Below are 26004 nucleotides of genomic sequence, written 5' to 3' on the forward strand. Positions count from 1 at the left end.
GCCTGTTTTTGTTTTACTTCACAACACGTAATGCCGGGCGACCACCACGTGGCGGTTGCGGCGGTTCATCATCAGGATGATTATCATCATCGCGATCTGGCTTATCGCCATCAATGACCGACATAACGGTTTCATTATCTGCCGATACATCTTCATCATTCATGATGCTGGCATCTTCGTCGTAGGCAGCTTCAGGCTCGAACATTGTGCCTGCGCCATTTTCACGGGCGTAGATAGCCAGCACAGCAGCCAGCGGTACTGAAACTTGCCGCGGGATACCGCCAAAGCGCGCGTTAAAGCGCACTTCATCATTCGCCAGTTCCAGGTTGCCGACCGCACGCGGAGCAATGTTGAGTACGATTTGCCCGTCACGTGCATATTCCATAGGAACCTGCACGCCAGGGAGCGTCACATCCACCACCAGGTGCGGCGTGAGCTGGTTATCCAGCAACCACTCATAGAATGCACGCAGCAGATAGGGACGACGTGGTGTTAGCTGTGACAAATCCATACAGATTAACTCCGGCCCAGACGCATTTCACGTTCAGCTTCGGTTAAGGAAGCAAGGAAAGAGTCACGCTCAAAGACGCGGGTCATATAGCCTTTCAGCTCTTTCGCACCCGGGCCGCTGAACTCGATGCCCAGTTGCGGCAGACGCCACAGCAGCGGAGCAAGGTAGCAATCGACCAGGCTGAACTCATCGCTCAGGAAGTACGGCTTCTGACCGAAGACCGGCGCAATCGCCAGCAGTTCTTCGCGCAGTTGCTTACGTGCGGCATCCGCTTCAGAGGCTGAACCGTTGATGATGGTGTTCATCAGCGTGTACCAGTCTTTTTCGATGCGGTGCATGTACAGGCGGCTTTCACCGCGAGCTACCGGGTAAACAGGCATCAGTGGCGGATGCGGGAAACGCTCATCCAGGTATTCCATAATGATGCGAGATTCCCACAGGGTCAGCTCACGATCCACCAGGGTCGGAACGCTCTGATTCGGGTTGAGGTCAATCAGATCCTGAGGCGGATTGTCCTTTTCCACGTGTTCGATCTCGAAACTTACACCTTTTTCAGCCAGCACGATGCGGACCTGATGGCTATAGATGTCAGTAGGACCGGAAAACAGCGTCATTACCGAACGTTTGTTGGCAGCGACAGCCATGAAAACCTCCAGGTATAGTCAGAATTTTTACTGCTACCAGCCACCAGGTGGCCAGTCAGAAGTTGTGTTACCCAGTAAGGAACGACTCTCTTTGTTCGAAAAACAAACAAAAAATGAGCAATACCCGACATTTGGGCAGAAAATTGGATGATAGTTTACCAGATTTTGCGACCTTTGTGGTGAGTCGATGCCGGAAATGGGGAAAAAGAGATGTTCCTTAGTCTGAAATGCTTGACTTAATCCCCACCAGAAATGTTGTTTACCTCTTTTACGCCGTTGCTATCGGTGCGCCCCAGCCATCAAAACTACCGCCATGCTTTTCAGCCAAATCGGTAAGCTGGCATGTAATCTCGGTCATATGCCATTGTTCAGGAGCATCAGTGTTAGTAAATGACGCCATATACCCTGGTTGTTGGTCGTTCATCCGAATGCTCACCAGCGTAATGCCATATGGCAATTTCGTCACGTCCTCCGCAAAGGCGCGTGCAGCAGCTTCTGTCGGCAATGTCGCGTAGTAATCAATGGTGCGTGGAAGAGTCAAATCGTCACCATGTTCCAGCAGCCCACGGCATACGCGGGAATCGTGTATCCAGTTCCAGTCATATTTCGACGGGTACAGGAACTGGCGATAGTAATTTCCGTTATCGTTTTTACTCATACTATAGCTGCAAGAGACTTCTGGGCCACCCGCGAGCAATTTATCCAGCGTTCTTTCCCAGTCCAGTTCTTTTTCCGACTGGAAAACAAAATCGCGCCAGCCTTCTTGTGTTACCACCCCCACCAACCAAATCGGTAATGCCTTGCCCCTCTCCTCAAGCCAGTCCTCGATACGATTTAAACGTTGTGTTTCATCAGGCTGCGGTAAACCGTTTTCATAACAATGGGTATAACGCACACGAAAGAACCAGGTGTGGTTAAGTCGATCAAATCTTTCGTCCTGAATGGCGCCGATATCAACACGTATGCCCGTGACATGGTCATCCACTGTTGTAATAAAGAACTCCCATTTATTCGACAACGTTAAAGATTCTTTCTTGTTAAACAATGCATTAAATAATCCCATCGCGATATCCTTTTCTACAGTACGTGGAAAATACTATTAAAAAGAGAATAATGCTGAAGAGAGAGGGAAAAGAGGCTGGAATCGGACTTTAGCCATAAAAAAACCCGCCGAAGCGGGTTTTTTTCGCAAATTGTATTCTGCCGAAGCAGAAAGCAATTAACGTTTGGAGAACTGCGGACGACGACGTGCTTTACGCAGACCGACTTTCTTACGTTCAACCTGACGAGCGTCACGAGTAACGAAGCCAGCTTTACGCAGTTCAGAACGCAGGGATTCGTCGTACTCCATCAGAGCGCGGGTGATACCGTGACGGATCGCACCAGCCTGACCAGAGATACCACCACCTTTAACAGTGATGTACAGATCCAGTTTCTCAACCATGTCGACCAGTTCCAGCGGCTGACGAACTACCATGCGGGCAGTTTCACGACCGAAGTACTGTTCCAGAGAACGTTGGTTGATAACGATTTTACCGTTGCCCGGTTTGATGAAAACGCGAGCTGCGGAACTTTTGCGGCGACCAGTGCCGTAGTATTGATTTTCAGCCATTGCCTATAATCCCGATTAGATGTCAAGAACTTGCGGTTGCTGTGCCGCGTGGTTGTGCTCGTTACCCGCGTAAACTTTCAGTTTACGGAACATAGCACGACCCAGCGGGCCTTTTGGCAACATGCCTTTAACCGCGATTTCAATCACACGCTCAGGACGGCGAGCAATCATCTCTTCAAAGGTCGCTTGTTTGATACCACCGATGTGACCGGTGTGGTGATAGTACACTTTGTCAGTACGCTTGTTGCCGGTTACAGCAACTTTGTCAGCGTTCAGAACGATGATGTAATCACCGGTATCTACGTGCGGAGTGTATTCCGCTTTGTGCTTACCGCGCAGGCGACGAGCCAGTTCAGTAGCCAGACGGCCCAGAGTTTTACCGGTCGCGTCAACAACATACCAGTCGCGTTTTACGGTTTCTGGTTTAGCTGTAAAAGTTTTCATTAAAAGCTTACCCAATAAATAGTTACACGTTGGTGAACACCCAAACGTCTTCAATTGTTGAGGTTCACACGACAAAGTCCGGCAAACCTACCCCTTCGAATAGCCTATGCCAGCACACAAAAAGTTTCGGGAAAAAAAACTTTCTTGTAACGTGGGGTCGCAGGATTATAGAGAAGTCGGGGTCAAAGATCGACCCCTTTTTGTGATTTATGGCAGGTTTTACCCCGCCAAATGCTCGCGCTTCAAATACTCTTCGCTCTGCATCTCTTGTAGACGTGACAGGCAACGCTGGAACTCAAACTTCAGCCGCTCGCCCTGATAAATTTCATACAAAGACACTTCTGCGCTCACCACTAATTTGACATGGCGCTCGTAAAACTCATCCACCAGCGCAATAAAACGTCGCGCTTCGCTCTCCATCAACCGCGTCATGACTGGCACATCAAACAACATCACTGTGTGAAACAGGCGTGAGAGCGCTATATAGTCATGCTGGCTGCGGGCATCGACACACAAGGTGGTAAAAGAGACGGCAAGCGTCTGATTCTCAACGCCCATTGTCGCCAGCGGTCGATGGTTAATTTCTAACGTCGGTGAATTTTCGCGTTTCGCCCCCGCCAGCACCAACCAAAGTTTATCCATTTGCGCACGGGTTTCATCATTGAGCGGCGACAACCATAAATGCGCCTGGGTAAGCGTTCGTAGTCGATAATCGACGCCTGCATCGACATTCATTACATCGCAATACTGTTTAATGGCGTCGATAGCCGGCAGAAAACGCGCTCGTTGCAGGCCATTACGATAAAGCTCATCAGGTGGAATATTTGACGTTGCGACCAGCGTTATTCCGCGAGCGAACAGGGCTTTCATTAAACCGCCAAGCAACATGGCATCGGTAATATCCGAAACAAAAAATTCATCAAAACAGAGGACATCGGTTTCTGCTTTGAAGCGATCGGCAATAATTTCCAGCGGGTCAGTCTGCCCCTGTAATGCAGTCAGTTCTTCATGCACGCGCAGCATAAAACGGTGAAAGTGCAGGCGCTGTTTCCGCTCACCCGGCAAGCTTTGATAGAAAAGGTCCATCAGCCAGGTTTTCCCGCGTCCTACACCGCCCCACATATATAAGCCACGCACCGGCGTACTGCTTGCCTCTTCGCGCTTACCCCACAGTTTACCGACTCGCGCCATTAACCCACTCGCCCTCGCTGTGGGCGGCGTGCTGTTGATTAATTCCTGGTAGATAATCTCCAGCCGACTGACGGCCTCTTTTTGTACGTCGTCAGGTTGATGGCTGCCCTCATTGAGCGCCTTCAGGTATTGCGATGTCGGGGTAACGCTTTGCATGATGTTCTTGTTATTCCTTGAATAATCGGTGTGCCGTTGTTCACGGTTGGCGAAAAAAAGGCCGTTCTACACTACGCGATATGCAGTCGGGATTCCACTTCTGTGGAATTAACGGTTATAGTGGCATAATCAGCCGCAGGCATGGAGCCTGAAGCCAACACCCTACGGAAACAAAAGACAACGGGAGATGTTCATGACCTGGGAATATGCGCTAATTGGGTTAGTCGTCGGCATCATTATTGGTGCTGTGGCCATGCGTTTTGGTAATCGTAAACTACGCCAGCAACAGGCGTTGCAGTACGAACTGGAAAAAAATAAAGCTGAACTGGACGAGTATCGCGAAGAGTTGGTTAACCACTTTGCCCGCAGCGCGGAATTACTGGATACCATGGCGCATGACTATCGCCAGTTGTATCAACACATGGCGAAAAGCTCCAGCAGCCTGCTGCCGGAACTGTCCGCAGAAGCAAACCCGTTCCGTAATCGTCTGGCTGAGTCTGAAGCCAGCAACGATCAGGCACCGGTGCAGATGCCGCGTGACTATTCTGAAGGCGCATCTGGCCTGCTGCGCACTGGCGCAAAGCGCGACTAATTTATTTTGCGGGCGCAGCCATTGCGCCCTCCTCTTCTCTCCCTCCCCGACTATCATTTAATCTGGTGTCTCATTGTTAGCCGTCTGAAAATTCAATAACATCAAACTGTTTTGAATCTCTTTTTCTTATCATTCAGGTACGAGAGCAGGAATAATGAAAAAACAAACCCAGCTGTTGAGTGCATTAGCGTTAAGTGTCGGGTTAACTCTCTCGGCGCCGTTTCAGGCTGTCGCGTCGATTCCCGGCCAGGTTGCCGGTCAGGCGCCATTGCCCAGCCTGGCCCCGATGCTGGAAAAAGTGCTTCCCGCGGTGGTAAGCGTGCGAGTTGAAGGGACTGCCAGCCAGGAACAGAAAATCCCGGAAGAATTCAAAAAATTTTTTGGCGATGATTTACCGGATCAACCTGCGCAACCCTTTGAAGGTTTAGGCTCCGGTGTCATCATCAATGCCAATAAAGGTTATGTGCTGACCAACAATCACGTCATCAATCAGGCACAGAAAATCAGTATTCAGCTCAATGACGGACGCGAGTTTGATGCGAAGTTGATTGGCAGCGACGACCAGAGCGATATCGCCCTGCTACAAATTCAGAATCCGAGCAAATTAACGCAAATCGCCATTGCCGACTCCGACAAACTGCGCGTCGGTGATTTTGCCGTCGCTGTCGGTAACCCGTTTGGCCTTGGGCAAACCGCGACTTCAGGCATTGTTTCCGCATTAGGTCGCAGCGGGTTAAATCTCGAAGGTCTGGAAAACTTTATCCAGACCGATGCTTCCATTAACCGGGGTAACTCCGGCGGTGCGCTGTTAAACCTTAACGGCGAGTTGATTGGTATTAACACCGCAATTCTTGCCCCTGGCGGCGGTAGCGTCGGGATTGGTTTTGCTATCCCCAGCAATATGGCGCGTACCCTGGCGCAGCAACTTATCGACTTTGGTGAAATTAAACGCGGTCTGTTAGGCATTAAAGGTACCGAGATGAGTGCCGATATCGCCAAAGCGTTTAATTTAGATGTGCAACGTGGCGCGTTTGTCAGTGAAGTTCTGCCTGGTTCTGGCTCGGCGAAAGCGGGCGTGAAAGCAGGCGATATTATTACCAGCCTCAACGGCAAACCGCTCAATAGCTTCGCCGAGTTGCGTTCCCGCATCGCCACCACTGAACCTGGTACTAAAGTGAAGCTTGGTCTGTTACGTAACGGCAAGCCGCAGGAAGTGGAAGTGACGCTTGATACCAGCACATCTTCTTCAGCCAGTGCAGAGATGATTACACCGGCGCTGGAAGGCGCAACGTTGAGTGACAGTCAGCTAAAAGATGGCGGAAAAGGCATTAAGATCGACGAAGTTGTCAAAGACAGCCCCGCCGCTCAGGCAGGTTTACAGAAAGATGATGTAATTATTGGCGTGAACCGCAATCGGGTGAACTCGATTGCTGAGATGCGCAAAGTACTGGCAACCAAACCGGCAATTATTGCCCTGCAAATCATGCGCGGTAATGAGAGCATTTACCTGCTAATGCGTTAATGTCATAAACCGGGCATCAGGCTGACGTGTGATGTCCGGTTAACTCGTGATATGCTGCTGCCGTTCCCTTTTTTAATGACGCCTCCATCATGTTTGTGAAGCTCTTACGATCCGTTGCGATTGGATTAATTGTCGGCGCTATTTTGCTGGTTGCCATGCCTTCGCTGCGCAGCATTAACCCGCTTTCCACACCGCAATTCGACAGTGCTGACGAGACGCCTGCCAGTTATAATCTGGCGGTCCGCCGCGCCGCGCCAGCTGTGGTAAATGTCTATAACCGTGGTTTGAACACATCCTCACACAACCAGCTTGAGATCCGTACGCTAGGGTCAGGTGTGATCATGGATCAACGTGGTTATATCATTACCAATAAACATGTAATCAACGACGCCGATCAGATCATCGTCGCCTTACAGGATGGTCGTGTTTTTGAAGCGTTGCTGGTTGGCTCTGATTCACTGACCGATCTGGCGGTGCTCAAAATTAATGCCACTGGCGGTTTACCCACCATTCCAATCAATTCTCGTCGCATACCGCACATTGGCGATGTAGTGCTGGCGATCGGTAACCCGTACAACCTCGGGCAAACCATTACCCAGGGGATTATCAGCGCCACGGGTCGCATCGGCCTGAACCCGACCGGGCGGCAAAACTTTCTGCAAACCGATGCATCCATTAACCACGGCAACTCCGGCGGTGCACTGGTGAACTCGCTGGGCGAACTGATGGGCATCAACACACTGTCGTTTGATAAGAGTAACGATGGCGAAACTCCAGAAGGCATCGGTTTTGCCATTCCCTTCCAGTTGGCAACCAAAATTATGGATAAGCTAATCCGCGATGGACGTGTTATTCGTGGCTATATCGGTATTGGCGGCCGCGAAATCGCACCATTACACGCGCAAGGTGGTGGTATCGATCAACTGCAAGGGATTGTGGTTAATGAAGTGTCACCTGATGGCCCGGCGGCTAATGCCGGTATCCAGGTCAACGATCTGATTATCTCGGTGGACAACAAACCTGCAATCTCCGCTCTGGAGACAATGGATCAAGTGGCAGAAATTCGACCAGGTTCGGTGATTCCGGTGGTGGTGATGCGTGACGATAAAAAACTGACATTGCAGGTCACTATTCAGGAATATCCAGCGACCAATTAAGTCGTGCGCTCAAAAAAAAAAACCGGAGACGTTGCTCCGGTTTTTTATTATTCGTTAATCAATTACTTATTAACGAACTCTTCGCCCAGGGCGATATCTTTCTTCAGCGTATCCAGCATTCCTTCCAGCGCGTTCTGTTCAAATGCGCTCAGAGTACCGATGGATTTACGCTCTTCTACGCCATTTTTACCCAGCAGAAGCGGTTGAGAGAAGAAACGAGCATACTGGCCGTCACCTTCAACGTAGGCACATTCAACGACACCTTTTTCGCCTTGCAACGCACGAACCAGAGACAGGCCGAAGCGTGCAGCTGCCTGGCCCATGGACAGGGTTGCAGACCCGCCACCGGCTTTCGCTTCAACCACTTCCGTACCCGCGTTCTGGATACGTTTGGTCAGATCAGCAACTTCCTGCTCGGTAAAGCTTACGCCAGGAACTTGAAACAGCAGCGGCAGAATGGTAACGCCAGAGTGACCGCCAATAACCGGAACTTCAACTTCACCCGGCTGTTTGCCTTTCAGTTCAGCGACAAACGTATTAGAACGAATGATATCCAGCGTGGTGACGCCAAACAGTTTGTTCTTGTCATACACCCCCGCTTTTTTCAGCACTTCCGCAGCGATTGCTACCGTGGTGTTTACCGGGTTTGTAATGATACCGATGCACGCTTTCGGGCAGGTTGTCGCAATTTGCTGTACCAGATTCTTCACGATACCGGCGTTAACGTTAAACAGGTCGGAACGATCCATCCCTGGTTTACGCGCTACACCTGCGGAGATTAGAACCACATCAGCGCCTTCCAACGCAGGGGTCGCATCTTCACCAGAAAAACCTTTGATTTTCACAGCAGTAGGGATATGGCTCAGGTCGACGGCCACACCGGGAGTGACTGGAGCGATATCATACAGGGAGAGTTCTGAACCTGAAGGCAGTTGGGTTTTTAACAGTAATGCAAGCGCCTGGCCAATACCGCCAGCAGCGCCGAGGACTGCGACTTTCATCCTAAACTCCTTATTATATTGATAAACTAAGATATGTTGCTCCGCTGCCGCGACCTTAATCCACAAATTAACAGTTTACAATGACCACTTCTCAAGAATGTGTAGTCACGCAAATTTGGCGTTTATGCATTTAATTGACGTAATCAGGAACCTAACTTACGTAATTAACAGCCGCTTATGCATCAGAGCAACATTCCAACAGGTGGTGACAATATACCCTACCGTTCAGCCAAAACAACATCAATTTGATAACAATTAATTTACTTTTAAGCAGAATTTGCGCGCCGTGACGCAGGCATGTTTCTCAATCACGAAATTTGATAAAATCCCGCTCTTTCATAACATTATTTCAGCCTTCTCCAGGGCAGACTGTTTGCATAAAAATTCATCTGTATGCACAATAATGTTGTATCAACCACCATATCGGGTGACTTATGCGAAGCTCGTCTAAGCAAGAAGAATTAGTTAAAGCGTTTAAAGCGTTACTTAAAGAAGAGAAATTTAGCTCCCAGGGCGAAATCGTCGCCGCATTGCAGGAGCAAGGCTTTGACAATATTAATCAGTCTAAAGTCTCGCGGATGTTGACCAAATTTGGTGCTGTACGTACCCGCAATGCAAAGATGGAAATGGTTTACTGCCTGCCAGCTGAACTGGGCGTACCAACCACCTCCAGTCCGTTGAAGAATCTGGTGCTGGATATCGACTACAACGACGCTGTTGTTGTAATACATACCAGTCCTGGCGCGGCGCAGTTGATTGCGCGTCTGCTGGACTCTCTGGGCAAAGCAGAAGGTATTCTTGGCACCATCGCAGGTGATGACACCATCTTTACCACCCCTGCTAAAGGTTTCACCGTCAAAGACCTGTACGAAGCGATTTTAGAGCTGTTCGACCAGGAGCTTTAATCTCTGCCCCGTCGCTTCTGGCGGCGGGGAAAATATTGCATTCTCCATTCATCGCCCTGCTTTCCCCTGCCATTCATTTAACGAATAGTGCGTTTTATAGCGACAAAACATTCACACAACGAATACACAGAGCAAAAAACGCACATTTTGCAAAAAACACATATCTTATTGAAATAAATGTTATTTCCACTAAACGCCCGTATTTTTAATTCACTTTTGTTATAAAAATTAATCTTTTTAACAATTCTCCCTCAATAGAAACAGTTAGCGTGGTATTAATTAGCTCAATAATTAGTGTATACTTAATTTTGTGATATGGGTCACGAAACAAAGGCCCAGCTAAAAGATTATGTCGAGGTAAAAATCATGAAAATCAAAACCACTGTTGCTGCATTAAGTGTGCTCTCTGTTCTCTCTTTCGGTGCTTTCGCTGCCGATTCCATTGATGCTGCACAAGCACAAAATCGTGAAGCCATCGGCACCGTGTCCGTCAGCGGTGTAGCATCTTCTCCAATGGATATGCGTGAAATGCTGAACAAAAAAGCGGAAGAGAAAGGCGCGACTGCTTACCAGATTACCGAAGCGCGTAGCGGCGATACCTGGCACGCCACAGCTGAACTGTACAAATAAACCCTCATCGTCTTGTCCGACGACATTGCCCCCGGTTTGGGGGCTTTTTTTTGCGCTAGTGACGAACATTGAAACGCAAATGCCCTTCCAGCTCTTCCTCCGCCTCATCAAACAGCAATATTAACGCGCCAAAACGCCGACGCGTTTTTTCTCCCAGATGAACAAATTCGATCTCCAGCGGTAGCGGCAGAACATCGTTCATTAATACATCCCACAGTGAGTCGAGATCGCGCACTTTATCTTTCGCCAGACCAAAGGTTTGGCGAAAGTCGCGATAAAAGTCCTCCTGACTCTCAATCTCATCAAAATCAAAGCTATAGATATTCATCTGTTGCCACCGTCACGTTTCGCGGCGAGTTCTGCCGTTCATCGCTAAGTATAGACATGAAAAAACCGACGCTTTTGGCATCGGTTTCTGATTACTGACAAAGTGCACTTTGTTCATGCCGGATGCGGCGTGAACGCCTTATTCGGCCTACCAGGGGGGGGCAAATTCAATATAGGCCTGATAAGCGTAGCGCATCAGACAATTTGGAGTATGTCAGCAATCTCAACCGACACCTTTTGGCGTCGGCTTTGACTTAATTATCGGTTAGCGCGTGCTGGTATTTATGCAGCATACCGGTAAGCCGATGCACCGGTTCCGTGACCTGCGGCGGCGCTTGCCAGATGCGTAGTTTTTCCTGGTAGATATCCAGTTCTTCCAGCAACTGACCGAAGTAACGACGGCGTTTGTCATCGCTGCGGGCAGAAATCACGTGGTCCGCTGTGCGGCGCATTTGTCGGTGAAATGCCGATAAATCATCGTTCACGGGTATCGGCGCATCACGCAATCGCTGGTGAGCGATAATCATCGTTAACGCCAGGCGAAACTTCGGCAAATCGCCGGGAAATTTATTCATCAGCAAAAACAACTGCTGATAAAGCGCTGGCAGATGGTTCTCTTTACGCCGGGCGACATTGGTGGTCATCGCGGAAACAGCGGCAGAAACAAACTGATTAAGCAGCACGCGTCCTGTCCTGTCGCGCGATTTATCCCGCACCAGTAGAATGACGATGAACGCCAGCACACAGCCCACGATTTGCCCCAGCGCGCTATCGAGAAACTGACTGAACTGAAAGGTCATCGGGTTATCCAACACGATAATATTAATCGTACTGGCCAGCGCGCCCATCGATCCCAACCGCCGTTTCTGCACTTCAATACCAAGGAAAAATCCCAGCACCGCCAGGCTAAGGCACAGCAGCAACATACTCTGTTGGGTATTGGGGATAATCACCAAAAAATAGAGCAGTCCTAACGGTAGCGCCGCTACCGTGCCGTAGATAAAGTCGATCGCCACCATGCGTGGATTAGGTAAACGCATTGCCAGCGACGTTACGACGGCAATCATCACCATTGCGCCACTGCCGGAGGTCCATCCGGTCCACAGCCAGAACAAAGTCCCCAGCATGCAGGACAGCGTGGTACGCCAGAAGTTGACCATTGCATGATGACGCTCGGCGGATTCTACTTTTACTTCCGGCTCGCCTTGCAGGATCTCTTCTTCAGTGGCGTTAATTTTGGTGTTACTGATAACGCCTCGCTTGAGCAACTGATAACGCGTTGCCGCCGCAACCCAGCTATAAATAGTGATGGGTGTTTCACGTTCCCCGGTCCAGGCAATCACTCGCCGCAGGCGTTTTAGCTGCTTATGGACGTCCTGCGCAGTTTCTACCGGCGTGTCAAAAAATTCGCGGAAGGTATCAGTGATCAACTCCGGGCGCGAGTTCTGAATGAGATAAGTTTCGCAGGACTGGGTTACCAGCGTCAGCGACAGCGTGTTGATCGCTTTTAAACGCCGATTGGCACGCGCCCAGCGGGAAGATTCCATGTTCAGATTGCTACGCATCCCTTGCAGCGCCGTGGTGCGGCGAACCAGGTCGCCCCAGGCCTTATCAACAATCTCGCCATCACCATGTTTGATGCATAATTGCATTAGTTGATATTGCGCCACCAGCAAACTTTCCAGCTCTCGATCCACTTCTTGTTTGATCGATCGTGGAGAAAAGAGCAGATCCGCCACAATAGCACACACAATACCAATGACGATTTCACTACAACGTTCAACGGCAAACTGCGGCGTCAGCAGCGGTTCTGGCTGAATGGTGATCACAATGATCAGCGCTGTATAACCGGCAAGCCCCCACGCATAGGAGTTCTCTACTCGTACCAGCGAGGAGAGCCAGGTACAAAAACCGGCCCAGATACAGCACACCAGAATCATCAACAATGGCGCACGGATCATCGCAATAATGATCACCAACCCGGCAATACAACCGATAAATGTACCGATGATGCGTAAAAAACCGCGATAGCGGATGGCGCCAGAGTACGGTTCGCCACCGGCGGCAAAGGCAGGACCGGCGGCAACAATCGCCGCGGTCAGAACAGCCCAGCGTGGTGTTTCAAGCTGAAAATGAAAGCCAACAAACAGCGCCAGCACAATGGCGGTCGCCAGTTTTACCGCGAAGCGAATATGTTGGTTAGCAATGGAGAAAATACCCATCGTGATTAACCAAACTCACGCAGGCGATGGGCCATTTTACGGAAGAACGAATCCTGGCTTTCATCGCGATCTTGTTTACCCGTAACCACCACAGTAGCGGTAGTCCCCGCAGGCCAGATGTTATCTTGCTGGTTGTCGAGACGAATACGTACCGGGACACGTTGCGCCAGACGCACCCATTCAAGGTTGGAATCGATGGTCGCCATCCCTTTGTCGTCACGCGTACTGCTGGCGTTAGTGACCCCAGCGGCAACACTATCGACAGTCCCTTTCAGCACTTTATTGCTACCAAGCGGCGTGATTTCTGCGCGATACCCAGAACGTACCCCTTCCAGCTTGGTTTCTTCCATATAGGCCAGCACATAGAAGGAGTTCTGTTTCACCAGCGCTACAGCCGTTGAACCACGCGTAATAAATTCACCGGTATAGACGTTGAGGTTGGTTACCCAGCCATCTGCTGGTGCGCGGATCACGGTACGTTCAAGATCCAGTTTTGCCAGATCGCGGGTTGCCTGAGCTTTCGCTAACTGATGCAGGACCGTTTGCAGCACGTTATTGGCCTGGTCTATCTCTTCGCGAGACATCGCCTGTATGCCGAGACGGTTGCGACGTCCAGCTTCCTGACGTTTTTCCTGCGCCAGTACCTGATAATAGGCAACATCAGCTTCCGCTTCTTCGAGGGCCTTTTGGTAGCGTGGCTGGTCGATGGTGAACAGTACCTGTCCTTTTTTAACCAGCTGGTTATCATGAACATTCACTTGGGTGATGAGTCCGGAGACATCCGGCGCAATCGCGACCACATCGGCGCTAAAGCGCGCGTCACGCGTCCACGGAGATTCGGTGTAATAGACCCAGGCATTAAAAATTGCGATGAAGGCCAGAATGACTAATACGACCGTGATGGCCGTACGGGAGAATTTTCTTATTAGTGTTTTCACTTCAACCTCAAACGAACAGTCGCGATATCAAATAAAACAAACAGCAATAGAGCGCGGTGTTGAACAGCGCCGGATGCCAGACGAAGTCGTAGATACCTGTTGGCACAAGGACCCGGCGCACCAGCCAGAAAATCGCCAGTGATAAAAGCAATTCGAAAAATATCGGTGGGAAGGACAGCCCAAACACCACGATAACGGGAAACAGACTCATGTTGACCTTGGTTGTATAGAGAGAGCAGGTGTTATTATTTTCAGCATCTGTCGCCGCAGAGAAGGGCATAGAAAGCCGGGCGAGAGCAACATTGCTGTAGATTGATATTTAATATATTAGCGTAACTGTTATGCTGTTATCTATATTATGTGATCTAAATCACTTTTAAGTCAGAGTGAATAATGGAACGACTAAAACGCATGTCGGTTTTCGCCAAAGTGGTTGAATTTGGTTCGTTTACCGCCGCCGCCCGACAGCTTCAAATGAGCGTTTCATCTATCAGTCAGACGGTGTCTAAACTGGAAGATGAGTTGCAGGTAAAGTTGTTAAACCGCAGCACACGCAGCATTGGCCTGACCGAAGCAGGTAGAATTTACTACCAGGGCTGCCGTCGGATGCTCCATGAAGTGCAGGATGTCCATGAGCAACTGTATGCCTTCAATAACACGCCTATCGGGACGCTGCGCATTGGCTGTTCTTCAACTATGGCTCAAAATGTTCTCGCTGGGCTGACGGCAAAAATGTTGAAAGAGTACCCTGGTTTAAGCGTCAATCTGGTTACCGGAATTCCTGCACCCGACCTGATTGCCGACGGCCTGGATGTCGTGATCCGCGTCGGCGCGTTGCAGGATTCCAGCCTATTTTCCCGCCGTCTGGGGGCGATGCCGATGGTGGTGTGCGCCGCTAAAAGCTATCTCACACAGTATGGCGTACCGGAAAAACCCGCCGATCTAAGTAGCCATTCATGGCTTGAGTACAGCGTGCGTCCGGACAATGAATTTGAACTGATCGCGCCAGAAGGGATCTCGACTCGCCTCATCCCACAAGGACGGTTTGTCACTAACGATCCAATGACGCTGGTGCGCTGGTTAACGGCAGGCGCTGGGATCGCGTATGTCCCGCTGATGTGGGTGATCAATGAGATCAATCGTGGGGAGCTGGAGATCCTGCTGCCGCGTTATCAGTCGGATCCACGCCCGGTTTATGCACTGTATACCGAAAAAGATAAGCTGCCACTGAAGGTGCAGGTCGTGATCAACTCACTGACGGATTATTTTGTCGAGGTCGGTAAGTTGTTTCAGGAGATGCACGGGCGCGGGAAAGAGAAGTAATTCATGTGCGTGCCGGATAAGGCGTTTACGCCGCATCCGGCAACCAATGCCTGATGCGACGCTTACCGGCCTGGATAGATTACGCGGTACCGCCAACGGTCAGGTTGTCGACTTTAAGCGTCGGCTGGCCCACGCCAACTGGCAAGCTCTGCCCTTCTTTACCACAGACACCCACGCCGTTATCCAGTTTCAGGTCGTTGCCCACCATCGAAATTTGCTGCATGGTTTCGATACCGGAACCAATCAGCGTTGCGCCTTTCACCGGTTTCGTCACTTTGCCGTTTTCAATCAGATACGCTTCTGAGGTGGAGAAGACAAATTTGCCGGAGGTGATATCCACCTGACCGCCGCCGAAGTTCGGCGCATAGATGCCATACTCGACGGATTCAATGATTTCCTGCGGCGTCGATTTACCTGGCAGCATGTAGGTGTTGGTCATACGCGGCATGGGCAGGTGAGCATAGGATTCACGACGACCATTACCGGTCGGCGCCATACCCATTAAGCGAGCGTTGAGTTTATCCTGCATGTAACCTTTCAGGATCCCATTTTCAATCAGCACGTTGTACTGACCCGGCGTACCTTCGTCATCAATCGCCACCGAACCACGGCGATCAACCATCGTGCCATCATCCACTACCGTACACAGTTCAGATGCTACCAGCTCGCCGACCTGGCCACTAAAGACCGAAGTGCCACGGCGGTTGAAGTCGCCTTCCAGACCGTGACCTACCGCTTCATGTAACAGCACGCCCGGCCAACCTGCGCCAAGTACTACCGGCATGGTGCCCGCAGGCGCGGCAACGGCAGAAAGATTGACCAGCGCCATACGCACTGCTTCTTTCGCCCATGCATCCGCACGGACTTCACCGTCGAGATCGGCAAGGAAAAATTCATAACCAAAACGACCGCCGCCGCCGCTGGCACCGCGTTCGCGTTTACCATCTTCTTCGACCAGAACGCTTACTGAGAGGCGCACCAGTGGACGCACATCTGCCGCCAGGGTGCCGTCGGTGGCCGCAACCAGAATTAATTCATAGACGCCACTGAGGCTGGCAGTCACTTCCTGTACGCGTTTGTCGGCCTCACGGGCAACTTTATCGACGCGACGTAAAATATCCAGTTTCTCCTCGCGACTCATGCTTTGCAGCGGATCAAGCGAGGTATACAGCGGGCTATGCTCTACCGCGCCCAACGTCTGTACTTTGCCATCGCCACTGTCACGGACAATGGTACGCGCCGCTTGTGCGCTCTGTTCCAGGGCCAGCAGGCTGATTTGGTCGGCGTAAGCAAAACCGGTTTTTTCACCGCTGACTGCACGCACGCCAACGCCCTGATCGATGTTGTAAGAACCATCTTTGATAATGCGATCTTCTAAAACCCAGGATTCGTGATAGCTCGACTGAAAATAGAGATCGCCGTAATCGAGGCGACGTTCGGCCAGTTGACCGAGAATCGCGAACAAATCCTGATGTTTCAGGCCGTTCGCCGCTAGCAATTGTTCACTTACCAGGTTCAGACTCATCGTTTTTGTTACTCGTTAGTTACTTCGGTAGAGGATTTTTTACGGCTGCCGGATGCGGCGTAAACGCCTTATCCGACCTGCGGTTATGTTCCGGTTTGTAGGCCTGATAAGACGCACAGCGTCGCATCAGGCAACGGCTGCCGGATGCGGCGTGAACGCCTTATCCGGCCTACGGTTATGTTCCGGCTCGTTGGCCTGATAAGACGCATCGCATCAGGCAACGGCTGTCGGATGCGGCGTAAACGCCTTATCCGGCCTGCGGTTATGTTCCGGTTTGTAGGCCTGATAAGACGCACAGCGTCGCATCAGGCAACGGCTGCCGGATGCGGCGTAAACGCCTTATCCGACCTACGGTTATGTTCCGGTTTGTAGGCCTGATAAGACGCATCGCATCAGGCAACGGCTGCCGGATGCGGCGTAAACGCCTTATCCGGCCTACGGTTATGTTCCGTTTGTAGGCCTGATAAGACGCACAGCGTCGCATCAGGCAACGGCTGCCGGATGCGGCGTGAACGCCTTATCCGGCCTACGGTTATGTTCCGGCTCGTTGGCCTTTGGCAACGATTATCTAATGAGATTGGGGCAATTACGCGCCATCGTCAAATCATTGCGCTTTTTCTTTACGCGGTTGGCGCAATACTTCGTTGATTTGCGGAGCGTCCAGCGGACCAGAAATGTGGTAGCGCAAAATGGAGACTTTGCTCCACAGCGGCCCCAGCACTTTACTGGCAGCAAACACCGCCGCACCGACAATGGGGTTAACCGCAAAGGCCGCAGCCACACCCACCGTCGCGGAAATTTCTGGTGCGACAACCGCCTCCATATTCAGATCGCGGCGTACCAGATTTACCGACCCTTTCATGGCGATATCCGCTTCCAGACCATCCACCAGCGTGTCATCAGTGTGCATAACACCGTCTTTAATCCACGCCGTGCTGCGAATGGAGTCAAAATAGAAACCTTCGCCAAAGGTATCCCTGAAATCAAAGCGCAGCTTACGCATCAGAGCATCGACGCTCAATAAGCGCAGCAATTGCCCGGCATGTCCGGTGCTGATGTCGGTAATTTCACCTTTGCCCAGTTGAGTATGGATGATGCCATTCAACGTTGCCTCATCCGGCTGCCACGGCGCTTTCCGCCAGTGTAAATCGTAATCCACATTAAATGACGACTGGCGTATTGGCGTCGTGACACCAAAAAATTCAGCAGCGGCATCAATTTTCTGCCCGCGTAATTTTCCTTTCAGCGAGGTACGTTCATTCCCCGGATTGTTAACCCATTCACCCTCGGCAGTAAGCCGCGAGAAACCGGTATCAATCAGTCCATTAGCCAACGTTAACGTATCGCCAGAAATGGTGATATCGCTGTCGATGCGACCGAATTTTTGCCCCCAGAACCAGCACTCTGCGCAACGTATTTGCGCATCCGGCCAACCACGGAAGCTAATGCGCTCCGTAGTTGGGAAAGGTGACGACGGCGTGGAGTCACCACTGGTTTTCGCCACGCTGGGGTTGTAATAGAGATATTTAATCGTCGCCAGCCACGGCGCGTTATTGCGCATTGCCAGCGTAGCGTTGATTTCACGTCCTTGCGCCTCGACCTGAGTGCCATTTGCCATCGGTTGCGAAACAATACTCAGGTTATTCCATTGCTGATTTCCCAACGACAACGCTGGCGTACGCAACGTAATGTGCTGGGGAAAACTCACCGCACTACCGACTTTATCCGTCGCGCCTTTCTGGAAAAGCGCCAGCCACTCGGCACCATCCATCGGTGGCATATTTAACTCAACACCGCTTTGTTCCGGTAACGGCGGAAGCGTTTTACTGTCTGCCGCCCAGATAGCGCGATCGAGCGTCAGCTTTTGACCGAGCAACCAGCGGCTGTTGAAATGGTTATCCGCGCCAGCCCGTCCGGTTAATTCAAAGCTATTGAGGTTGCCATCGACCTTGATGTTAACCGGCAGCGATTCACCAGCGGGTTTGGCTAACGGCGAAGGTAAGTGACTACTCACATTCTTCAGATCACCGTTCAGTTCTACGTTATACGTTGCGCCAGCATGATAAGGCAGCTCAATGCCCACTTTACCATTCCACGCCACGCTGCCGCTTAACGCTTCATTCACCGCTTCAGGCAGAACGTCAGTTTTCGCTGGCTGCCAGTTACCGTTGAGGTTTACCGCGACCTGGTAGGCTTTCGCCCCTTCTTTGGTGGAAAAATCCACGTTCAGTGGCTGATTAAACCAACTTGCTGTCAGTGGTTCGCTTTGCAGATCGCCATTGATAAAGCTGAATTTACCGCTCAAATTTTTCAGTGTGCTATCAAGTGGTTTGATAAACAGACTGTTATTACGCAGCGTCACTTCGCCTTTCGCTGTAACCAGTTCGCCGTTCAGTGGGATATCGAGATGTAAGCGAGCATTCACATCGCCGTCGAGCTGGAGTTCTTGCAGGGTTGCTCCCAGAGAGTCTTTCAGCGGCGTCTCATCAAAGTAAGGACCAACAGCTTTGCCCGGACCTTTAATGTCAGCATCAATCAGCAATTTTTCTTTCGAGTAGTCAGGGATCACTGCGGTGAGATTACTCGCGCGCACGCCGCCCAGATTGACGCCATCGGTTTTCATCCATAAACCGTCGTTTATGAAGTCCAGTTCAATATCGAGATTAGTTAACGCTGGCCAGTCCGGCTGGAAGGCAAACTTCGCGTTACGCAGCGGCACCAGCACCTCAAACTGACCTTCGTTGTGTTTATAGGGGAAAAGTTGCGGATTGCCGCCATAAACCAGCGTCGCGTTATCCGCTTCACCGCCCTGAATTGCGCCACTTAAGTAATCGACTAACTCTTTCCCCATCAGATTTTCTGGGAAATAGCGCCACGCTTGTGAACCATCATCGGTACTGATACCAGCCAGAATGCCCAGCCAGGGTTCATCATTAGTCGGTTGCAGGTAGCGGAAACCGCCGCGTGCATGGACGGCTTTGGCTTTAACATCTATGTTGCGGCCATCAAGCTGGAAACCTTTGTCGTTATTCAGCCAGCTTAGGGTCACCTTACCGTCAGCAATTTCCAGCGGTGCGCGGAAAACTGTTTCGTAAGGCATTTTCGCCTGTTTCATGGACGCGGTCAGTAAACCATTTTCTACACTACCGGAAAGCGTCCCGGAGAAATGTTCCGCGCCCGGCAGTAATTTCCATTGCTTCCAGGCCAGATCGCTCCACGATGCCTGAAAGCGAGTCTTGTCTGCTGCCTGAAGCGGGATATCCAGCGCCAGGGTGTTGATCTTGCCGCTCGGTTGCGTAGACCGCCAGATGTCGCCCAGCGCAGGTGAAAGTTTTGCTGCCAGCGGACGAATACCTTCCAGCCCCGCCAGTTCCAGATTGCTGGCGCGAATCCGCAGTTCGTCACTGCGTTTATTGTCTTTGCCGCCAACATCCTGTTCCGGTATCCAGGCTAGCGTCAATGCCCCACTCGGCCAGCGTTTGCCATCCATCGTGATGCGGGTATCAGGAATAGAAAACTGCCAGCCGGGATGTTCACGCGTAATGTGTGCGGTGAGATTATCTACCGCCAGTGAATGCGTTTGCTTCTCGCCCAACCAGCTGGCACCGCCCTGTTTCAGCCAGACGTCACCGCCAGTTACATCGCCTTTGTCGATCGTCATCCAGCCTTCGAGGGAGAACTGTGCCGTTTCCAGCGCAATATTGTCCTGCATCCATTTACCCAGCCACGGCTTCAGGTCAATATCATCAGCCTGCAACCAGACGCGACCGTTGCTTAACAGCCCTTCGTCATCACGCAGATCCATACGAACTTGCATCACGCCGTGCTGCCCGGTGAGGCTGGAGAGACTTACCTGGCCTTCCGCACGGTGTCGACGCGGATTGTTAAGCCAGGTGAGTTGCGGGATCGCCAGTTCGGCGCGCTGACCGGATGGCGTGAGGAAACTGACTTCGCTGTCGCGGAGATCGAAGTGATCAAACTGACGAAGAAACAGGTCGCTGATGTGGCTGGCTTCCAGACCATCATTACCACCACCGCTGGTGATGGGCGTATTGGTGCGGAAACGCAGTTGCCAGAAAGTCAGATCGCGAAACTGCCAGCGCATATGCAGCAGGCTCTGCCAGACATCCAGCGCCAGAGTGACGCGTTTGACAGAAAACTCACCGCCATCTTTCAGCTCCGCGCGAATGTCGCGCGCTTCAAGCGTGGGGCCAAAATTCTGCCAGCTGGCGGAAAGCTGGCTGGCTTCTACCGGCATGCCGGTAGCGGATTCAATTTTATTGAGGATTTCTGGACGCCAGGCATCAAGATGCGGCAAAGCAATACGCAGGCCGCTGACCAGCAGCGCAGCGATCACAACGAGCGCGGCTCCAGTAAGCAGTAAAATCCCCGGCAATCGCCTCACCCGTCACTCCTTGTCTGCTAAAAATGTGACTCAAAAAACATTGCCGGATGGCGGCCCAGCATTTGTTTACATCATGACGACGTCAAACTGCTCTTGGTTGTAGAGCGGTTCGATTTGTACTTTAACCTGCTTACCCACAAAAATTTCCACTTCCGCCAGCGAGTGCGACTCTTCGCCTTTCAAGGCCTCGGCAACTGCCGGAGAAGCATAGACCAGGAAACGGTCAGAGTCGTAAGCATGGTGCACGCGAACAATCTCGCGCATGATTTCATAGCACACGGTTTCCACGGTTTTCACCGTTCCGCGACCGTGGCAAGTTGGGCATTCGTTACACAATACATGTTCAATGCTTTCGCGGGTGCGTTTACGCGTCATTTCCACCAGCCCCAGCGCAGAGAAGCCGTTAACGCTGGTTTTCACCCGGTCTTTGCTCAACGCCTGCTCCAGCGAATGCAGTACCCGACGACGGTGATCTTCATTATTCATGTCGATGAAATCAATAATGATAATTCCGCCCAGGTTACGCAACCGTAACTGGCGAGCAATGGCCTGCGTCGCCTCAATATTGGTATTGAAGATGGTGTCGTCCAGATTGCGATGACCGACAAACGCCCCGGTATTGATGTCCACGGTAGTCATCGCTTCGGTCTGGTCGATAATCAGATAACCGCCAGACTTCAACTCAACTTTGCGTTCCAGCGCCCGCTGAATCTCGTTTTCAACGTCAAAGAGATCGAAAATCGGCTGGCACCCCGTGTAATGCTCCAGCTTGCTGGTCATCTCGGGAATGTACTCCGAGGTGAACTCAAGTAATGCTTCGTAAGTCAGCCGTGAGTCAACGCGAATGCGGTCCAGCTCGGCATCGGCAAAATCACGCAGCACACGCTGCGCCAGCGCCAGTTCACCGTACAGTTGATAACGCGTCTGTGGGCGCTTTTTACGCTCCATGACTTTGGTCCAGACACGCTTCAGATAAGCGGCATCGGAGGCTAGTTCAGCTTCGCCTACACCTTCTGCCGCGGTACGGATGATAAATCCGCCCTGCTCGTCGCAATACTCGGCGACCACTTTTTTCAGGCGATCACGCTCGGATTCACTTTCGATGCGTTGGGAAACACCAACGTGGGACGCCCCTGGCATAAATACCAGATAACGGGAAGGCAGCGTGATGTCTGTGGTCAGGCGCGCGCCTTTAGTACCCAGAGGATCTTTCACTACCTGTACCATCAGATCTTGCCCCTGACGGACCAGTTCCGAAATGTCGCGCACCGTGAACTGCTTTTGTTCTTCACCCGCCACACATTCGGTGTGCGGCATGATGTCAGAAGCGTGTAGAAACGCAGCTTTATCCAGCCCAATATCTACAAAAGCCGCCTGCATACCCGGAAGTACGCGACTTACACGACCCTTGTAGATATTGCCTACTATTCCGCGTCGCGCCTCACGTTCAATATGAATTTCCTGCAGAATACCGCCATCAATATACGCCACTCGTGTTTCCGAAGGCGTTACGTTTACCAACAATTCAGCCGTCATGTTTATCCCTTTTCTCACGCAGTGCGTTAAAATTACTCAATAATTCACACGTTTCAACCAGCGGTAAGCCGACTACGGCGTGATAGCTGCCATTTATCTTCCTGACAAAACAACCACCAAGCCCCTGAATACCGTATGCACCTGCTTTATCTAACGGTTCACCGCTGGCGACATAGCCCGCGATATCTTCATCTGTTAACGTTCTGAAAGTCACATCGGTGACCACCAGGCAATCGAGAATGTGCTGACTGTCGGCCAACGCCACTGCCGTCATTACCTGATGGGTCTGCCCCGATAATTTGCGCAACATCTGCGCCGCATGATCTGCATCACGCGGTTTCTCCAGTACTTCGCCGTTCAGAATCACAATGGTATCCGCACCCAACACAGGGAGATCCTGCGCCGTTTGCGCGACGCCCGCCTGAGCCTTCTCGCGCGCCAGACGCACAACGTATTGCTGCGCGCTCTCCTGCGGAAAGCGTTGTTCCTCAATGCCCGTAACGATACGTTCGAAGGAAACGCCAAGTTGCGCAAGTAACTCCTGCCGACGCGGAGAACCGGAAGCTAAATACAGAGAAGTCATAGAAACCTTTATTGCACTGCAAACTGCTGACGAATTTTGCGCATCAGCATGAAAATCCACGGCCAGAGCACGCCATTGACAACACTACTCCAGAACACTTCCGGTCTGAAAGAGACGTTGATCACTAAAAACTCTGCCCAGAAAACAATAATATCCACAACCAACGAAAGCAACATGACGACCAGCGCCTGCTGCCACAATGCCAGATTACGGAAAAGCTGGAATTTCAGCGCGACCAGATAAGCAATGATACTCATCGACAACGCCCGTACACCGAGCGTGGAGCCACTGATCAGATCCAGTATGGCACCCATCACAAAACCTGTGCCCACATTTACGCGATGGGGCAAGGCGAGGCTCCAATACAATAAGATGAGCAAAACCCAGTTAGGCCGGAAAACGATAAGATTATCCGGCCAGGGCATAATTTGCAGTAATAACGCAATGAGGAAAGAGAGCCAGATAACCCAGCGCCCCTGGCTACGATAGCTCGCCACTATTGCCCTCCTGGCGTACGCGCAGGTGGTTGAGTACCACTCTGCGGCGGCGTAGCCCTTTGTGGAGAGCGGTCAGCGGCAGTACCTGTTGCAGGTTGCTGCGGGCTTGGCTGGGTAATTCCCGTTGCCGGTTCAGGCAGTTTTGGCCCCATTGCATCTGGCGAAGGCAACACCTGCGGCATCATTTGCATCAGGCGTTCATTAGCAACGCGATGCACCTCTTCCGGCGTCATCGGGTTGGCCCCGTTACGATCCGCCCCCCACAACAGAAGCAGATAACGTAAACGTTGCAGTCCCGCAGTCGGACGCGCCTGAATCACGGTATATGCGCGCTGGGTATCGAGTTTCACGGAAGAGACAACCGCCACCGGATAACCTTCCGGGAAACGACCGCCCAGACCTGAAGTCACCAATACATCACCAACACGAATATCAGTATTCGCTGGCAGGTGCTCAAGCTGTAAATCATCAGTACAGCCATTACCCGCCGCGATAACGCGGATATCATTACGCAGCACCTGAATCGGCAGCGCATGGGTCGCGTCGCAGATCAGCAGTACGCGGCTGGTCAGTTTTGCGACCGCCACCACCTGGCCGACCACACCTTTATCGCTAATGACTGGCTGGCCTTCGTAAACACCGTTGACACTGCCTTTGTCAATAACAACCTGATCGCTGTACGGATCGTTAACAGTAGAGATAACCTGGGTCACCATCTTCTGCTCGTCCTGACGCAATGGAGAACCCAGAAGCTCACGCAAGCGCGCGTTCTCCTGTTTATATTGTCCCAACATCAGCAGATCGCTGTTTTTCAGCAGCAACTCCTGACGTAACGCCCGGTTTTCAAGTTCTAGTTGGTCACGCGAGGCCAGCGTCTGCGATACGCCATCCAGCAATTCACGAGGAGCATTGGAAATAAAGTAGAAAGGACTGACAGCGGTATCCATATAGGTACGGATTTGACTGAAAGTCCCCAGGCGGCTGTCGGCAATAATAATGCCGAGCGCCACCAGCACCGCCAGAATAAGGCGAATCTGTAGCGACGGGCCACGGCTAAAAATTGGCTTCATAAGTTATGCGTATTCTCGTATCAGACCAGGCAGGATAAACAAACGCTTCCCCTGCCTGCATCCGATTACTCTTCGCTGAACAGGTCGCCGCCGTGCATGTCGATCATTTCCAGCGCCTTGCCGCCACCGCGCGCCACACAGGTCAGCGGATCTTCAGCAACAACGACTGGAATGCCGGTTTCTTCCATTAATAAACGGTCAAGGTTACGCAGCAATGCGCCACCGCCAGTGAGCACCATTCCGCGCTCAGAGATGTCGGAAGCCAGTTCCGGCGGACACTGTTCCAGCGCAACCATCACTGCGCTAACGATGCCGGTCAGCGGCTCTTGTAGCGCTTCGAGGATTTCGTTGGAGTTCAGCGTAAAGCCGCGCGGAACGCCTTCAGCCAGATTACGACCACGAACTTCAATTTCACGCACTTCATCGCCCGGATAAGCCGAACCGATTTCGTGTTTAATACGCTCTGCTGTCGCTTCACCGATTAAGGAGCCGTAGTTACGACGAACATAGTTGATAATGGCTTCGTCGAAGCGGTCACCGCCGATGCGTACAGAAGAGGAGTAAACCACGCCATTCAGCGAGATTACGGCAACTTCAGTAGTACCACCGCCGATATCAACCACCATGGAACCGGTCGCTTCAGAAACCGGCAGACCGGCGCCAATTGCTGCGGCCATCGGCTCTTCAATCAGGAACACTTCACGGGCGCCAGCGCCCTGCGCGGATTCACGAATTGCGCGGCGTTCAACCTGGGTTGCGCCAACCGGCACACAGACCAGAACGCGCGGGCTTGGGCGCATAAAGCTGTTGCTGTGCACTTGCTTAATGAAGTGCTGGAGCATTTTTTCAGTCACGAAGAAGTCAGCGATTACGCCATCTTTCATTGGGCGAATAGCAGCAATATTGCCCGGCGTACGGCCCAGCATCTGCTTCGCGTCATGACCAACTGCAGCCACGCTTTTTGGTGAACCGGCACGATCCTGACGAATGGCCACAACGGAAGGCTCATTCAATACGATGCCTTGTCCTTTTACATAAATGAGGGTATTCGCAGTACCCAAGTCAATGGACAAGTCATTGGAAAACATGCCACGAAATTTTTTCAACATACTAAGGGATAATCCTGAAAGCTGGGGCGGAAAAGAAAATCCGCTTACTTTACCAACCACACGCAGCAGCGACAAGGCGCAAAAATCATCTGCTACGGTGAAAA

24 protein-coding genes are annotated in these 26004 nt (G+C 51.6%); 6 read left to right on the forward strand and 18 right to left on the reverse strand.

What is annotated here, in order from left to right; translation table 11 throughout:
* Positions 1-13: 13 nt before the first annotated feature.
* From sspB to zapE, 6 genes are all read right to left on the reverse strand, one after another.
* Positions 14-511: a ClpXP protease specificity-enhancing factor gene (sspB, locus tag D9736_RS21290; protein ID WP_064529500.1), complete on the reverse strand. Its 498-nt coding sequence runs from the start codon at positions 509-511 to the stop codon at positions 14-16.
* A 5-nt stretch (positions 512-516) separates the two neighbouring features.
* The gene (sspA, locus tag D9736_RS21295; protein ID WP_000257293.1) at positions 517-1155 is read right to left on the reverse strand and encodes a stringent starvation protein SspA; all 639 of its coding nucleotides are present in this window, start codon (positions 1153-1155) and stop codon (positions 517-519) included.
* A gap of 268 nt (positions 1156-1423) precedes the next feature.
* Positions 1424-2218: a DUF695 domain-containing protein gene (locus D9736_RS21300; RefSeq protein WP_130223748.1), complete on the reverse strand. Its 795-nt coding sequence runs from the start codon at positions 2216-2218 to the stop codon at positions 1424-1426.
* Between the two features lie 156 nt (positions 2219-2374).
* A complete protein-coding gene (rpsI, locus tag D9736_RS21305; protein ID WP_000829818.1) occupies positions 2375-2767 on the reverse strand; it encodes a 30S ribosomal protein S9 in 393 nt (130 codons plus the stop codon).
* Between the two features lie 15 nt (positions 2768-2782).
* A complete protein-coding gene (gene rplM / locus D9736_RS21310) occupies positions 2783-3211 on the reverse strand; it encodes a 50S ribosomal protein L13 (RefSeq protein ID WP_000847559.1) in 429 nt (142 codons plus the stop codon).
* A gap of 219 nt (positions 3212-3430) precedes the next feature.
* Positions 3431-4558: a cell division protein ZapE gene (zapE, locus tag D9736_RS21315; RefSeq protein WP_130259116.1), complete on the reverse strand. Its 1128-nt coding sequence runs from the start codon at positions 4556-4558 to the stop codon at positions 3431-3433.
* A 193-nt stretch (positions 4559-4751) separates the two neighbouring features.
* Between zapE and zapG the strand changes: the two genes are divergently transcribed.
* From zapG to degS, 3 genes are all read left to right on the forward strand, one after another.
* Complete coding sequence (gene zapG, locus D9736_RS21320) at positions 4752-5150, forward strand: Z-ring associated protein ZapG (RefSeq protein WP_010345273.1); 399 nt, start codon at positions 4752-4754, stop codon at positions 5148-5150.
* Positions 5151-5304: 154 nt separating this feature from the next.
* Positions 5305-6672, forward strand: a complete 1368-nt coding sequence (gene degQ / locus D9736_RS21330; protein ID WP_130219168.1) for a serine endoprotease DegQ — start codon at positions 5305-5307, stop codon at positions 6670-6672.
* A gap of 89 nt (positions 6673-6761) precedes the next feature.
* The gene (gene degS, locus D9736_RS21335; RefSeq protein ID WP_064529496.1) at positions 6762-7829 is read left to right on the forward strand and encodes an outer membrane-stress sensor serine endopeptidase DegS; all 1068 of its coding nucleotides are present in this window, start codon (positions 6762-6764) and stop codon (positions 7827-7829) included.
* A gap of 62 nt (positions 7830-7891) precedes the next feature.
* Here the strand turns inward: degS and mdh are convergent, their stop codons facing one another.
* Complete coding sequence (gene mdh, locus D9736_RS21340; RefSeq protein WP_130259117.1) at positions 7892-8830, reverse strand: malate dehydrogenase; 939 nt, start codon at positions 8828-8830, stop codon at positions 7892-7894.
* A 434-nt stretch (positions 8831-9264) separates the two neighbouring features.
* On the opposite strand from mdh, the gene argR reads away from it, so the two are divergent.
* Both argR and yhcN read left to right on the forward strand, forming a co-directional pair.
* Positions 9265-9735 (forward strand): transcriptional regulator ArgR, encoded by a 471-nt coding sequence (gene argR, locus D9736_RS21345; RefSeq protein ID WP_064529494.1) that lies wholly within the window; start codon positions 9265-9267, stop codon positions 9733-9735.
* 366 nt (positions 9736-10101) lie between these two features.
* Positions 10102-10365, forward strand: a complete 264-nt coding sequence (gene yhcN, locus D9736_RS21350; RefSeq protein ID WP_000695690.1) for a peroxide/acid stress response protein YhcN — start codon at positions 10102-10104, stop codon at positions 10363-10365.
* Between the two features lie 55 nt (positions 10366-10420).
* Here yhcN and D9736_RS21355 read toward each other — a convergent pair whose 3' ends face one another.
* From D9736_RS21355 to aaeX, 4 genes are all read right to left on the reverse strand, one after another.
* A complete protein-coding gene (locus D9736_RS21355) occupies positions 10421-10693 on the reverse strand; it encodes a barstar family protein (RefSeq protein ID WP_001028998.1) in 273 nt (90 codons plus the stop codon).
* Between the two features lie 253 nt (positions 10694-10946).
* On the reverse strand, positions 10947-12914 hold the full coding sequence (aaeB, locus tag D9736_RS21360; protein ID WP_130259118.1) for a p-hydroxybenzoic acid efflux pump subunit AaeB: 1968 nt from the start codon (positions 12912-12914) through the stop codon (positions 10947-10949).
* Positions 12915-12919: 5 nt separating this feature from the next.
* Complete coding sequence (gene aaeA / locus D9736_RS21365) at positions 12920-13852, reverse strand: p-hydroxybenzoic acid efflux pump subunit AaeA (protein WP_130223742.1); 933 nt, start codon at positions 13850-13852, stop codon at positions 12920-12922.
* A 7-nt stretch (positions 13853-13859) separates the two neighbouring features.
* On the reverse strand, positions 13860-14063 hold the full coding sequence (aaeX, locus tag D9736_RS21370) for a p-hydroxybenzoic acid efflux pump operon protein AaeX (RefSeq protein ID WP_000051841.1): 204 nt from the start codon (positions 14061-14063) through the stop codon (positions 13860-13862).
* Positions 14064-14245: 182 nt separating this feature from the next.
* Between aaeX and aaeR the strand changes: the two genes are divergently transcribed.
* Positions 14246-15175, forward strand: coding sequence for an HTH-type transcriptional activator AaeR (gene aaeR / locus D9736_RS21375; RefSeq protein WP_130204526.1), 930 nt, complete (start codon positions 14246-14248; stop codon positions 15173-15175).
* A gap of 79 nt (positions 15176-15254) precedes the next feature.
* On the opposite strand, the gene tldD is transcribed toward aaeR, so the two are convergent.
* The 7 genes from tldD to mreB all read right to left on the reverse strand — a co-directional run bounded on the left by tldD (position 15255) and on the right by mreB (position 25900).
* Positions 15255-16700, reverse strand: coding sequence for a metalloprotease TldD (tldD, locus tag D9736_RS21380; protein WP_130204524.1), 1446 nt, complete (start codon positions 16698-16700; stop codon positions 15255-15257).
* 604 nt (positions 16701-17304) lie between these two features.
* Positions 17305-21105: an AsmA2 domain-containing protein YhdP gene (yhdP, locus tag D9736_RS21385; protein ID WP_130259119.1), complete on the reverse strand. Its 3801-nt coding sequence runs from the start codon at positions 21103-21105 to the stop codon at positions 17305-17307.
* Positions 21106-21171: 66 nt separating this feature from the next.
* Entirely contained in the window at positions 21172-22641 is a 1470-nt protein-coding gene (gene rng, locus D9736_RS21390) for a ribonuclease G (RefSeq protein WP_130259120.1), read from the reverse strand.
* Positions 22631-23224, reverse strand: coding sequence for a nucleoside triphosphate pyrophosphatase YhdE (gene yhdE / locus D9736_RS21395; protein ID WP_130219162.1), 594 nt, complete (start codon positions 23222-23224; stop codon positions 22631-22633). Before yhdE ends, rng begins: the two co-directional genes overlap by 11 nt.
* 8 nt (positions 23225-23232) lie before the next feature.
* Positions 23233-23721: a rod shape-determining protein MreD gene (gene mreD, locus D9736_RS21400; RefSeq protein WP_130204518.1), complete on the reverse strand. Its 489-nt coding sequence runs from the start codon at positions 23719-23721 to the stop codon at positions 23233-23235.
* Positions 23721-24791, reverse strand: a complete 1071-nt coding sequence (gene mreC, locus D9736_RS21405; RefSeq protein ID WP_130204516.1) for a rod shape-determining protein MreC — start codon at positions 24789-24791, stop codon at positions 23721-23723. The genes mreD and mreC overlap by 1 nt, the downstream gene beginning before the upstream one ends.
* A 65-nt stretch (positions 24792-24856) precedes the next feature.
* Complete coding sequence (gene mreB, locus D9736_RS21410) at positions 24857-25900, reverse strand: rod shape-determining protein MreB (protein ID WP_000913396.1); 1044 nt, start codon at positions 25898-25900, stop codon at positions 24857-24859.
* Positions 25901-26004: the final 104 nt, after the last annotated feature.

Origin of the sequence: Escherichia sp. E10V10, from assembly GCF_004211985.1 — a bacterium.
In the GTDB taxonomy this organism is placed as follows: Bacteria; Pseudomonadota; Gammaproteobacteria; order Enterobacterales; family Enterobacteriaceae; genus Escherichia.

What these genes read in the sequence shown, in the direction of transcription:
- sspA (WP_000257293.1), bottom strand. Translation starts at nt 1,155, where the DNA reads ATGGCTGTCGCTGCCAACAAACGTTCGGTAATGACGCTGTTTTCCGGT.
- rplM (WP_000847559.1), bottom strand. Translation starts at nt 3,211, where the DNA reads ATGAAAACTTTTACAGCTAAACCAGAAACCGTAAAACGCGACTGGTAT.
- degS (WP_064529496.1), top strand. Translation starts at nt 6,762, where the DNA reads ATGTTTGTGAAGCTCTTACGATCCGTTGCGATTGGATTAATTGTCGGC.
- mreC (WP_130204516.1), bottom strand. Translation starts at nt 24,791, where the DNA reads ATGAAGCCAATTTTTAGCCGTGGCCCGTCGCTACAGATTCGCCTTATT.
- yhcN (WP_000695690.1), top strand. Translation starts at nt 10,102, where the DNA reads ATGAAAATCAAAACCACTGTTGCTGCATTAAGTGTGCTCTCTGTTCTC.
- rpsI (WP_000829818.1), bottom strand. Translation starts at nt 2,767, where the DNA reads ATGGCTGAAAATCAATACTACGGCACTGGTCGCCGCAAAAGTTCCGCA.
- tldD (WP_130204524.1), bottom strand. Translation starts at nt 16,700, where the DNA reads ATGAGTCTGAACCTGGTAAGTGAACAATTGCTAGCGGCGAACGGCCTG.
- yhdE (WP_130219162.1), bottom strand. Translation starts at nt 23,224, where the DNA reads ATGACTTCTCTGTATTTAGCTTCCGGTTCTCCGCGTCGGCAGGAGTTA.
- degQ (WP_130219168.1), top strand. Translation starts at nt 5,305, where the DNA reads ATGAAAAAACAAACCCAGCTGTTGAGTGCATTAGCGTTAAGTGTCGGG.
- rng (WP_130259120.1), bottom strand. Translation starts at nt 22,641, where the DNA reads ATGACGGCTGAATTGTTGGTAAACGTAACGCCTTCGGAAACACGAGTG.
- zapE (WP_130259116.1), bottom strand. Translation starts at nt 4,558, where the DNA reads ATGCAAAGCGTTACCCCGACATCGCAATACCTGAAGGCGCTCAATGAG.
- argR (WP_064529494.1), top strand. Translation starts at nt 9,265, where the DNA reads ATGCGAAGCTCGTCTAAGCAAGAAGAATTAGTTAAAGCGTTTAAAGCG.
- aaeX (WP_000051841.1), bottom strand. Translation starts at nt 14,063, where the DNA reads ATGAGTCTGTTTCCCGTTATCGTGGTGTTTGGGCTGTCCTTCCCACCG.
- aaeR (WP_130204526.1), top strand. Translation starts at nt 14,246, where the DNA reads ATGGAACGACTAAAACGCATGTCGGTTTTCGCCAAAGTGGTTGAATTT.
- mreB (WP_000913396.1), bottom strand. Translation starts at nt 25,900, where the DNA reads ATGTTGAAAAAATTTCGTGGCATGTTTTCCAATGACTTGTCCATTGAC.
- aaeB (WP_130259118.1), bottom strand. Translation starts at nt 12,914, where the DNA reads ATGGGTATTTTCTCCATTGCTAACCAACATATTCGCTTCGCGGTAAAA.
- D9736_RS21355 (WP_001028998.1), bottom strand. Translation starts at nt 10,693, where the DNA reads ATGAATATCTATAGCTTTGATTTTGATGAGATTGAGAGTCAGGAGGAC.
- D9736_RS21300 (WP_130223748.1), bottom strand. Translation starts at nt 2,218, where the DNA reads ATGGGATTATTTAATGCATTGTTTAACAAGAAAGAATCTTTAACGTTG.
- mdh (WP_130259117.1), bottom strand. Translation starts at nt 8,830, where the DNA reads ATGAAAGTCGCAGTCCTCGGCGCTGCTGGCGGTATTGGCCAGGCGCTT.
- zapG (WP_010345273.1), top strand. Translation starts at nt 4,752, where the DNA reads ATGACCTGGGAATATGCGCTAATTGGGTTAGTCGTCGGCATCATTATT.
- sspB (WP_064529500.1), bottom strand. Translation starts at nt 511, where the DNA reads ATGGATTTGTCACAGCTAACACCACGTCGTCCCTATCTGCTGCGTGCA.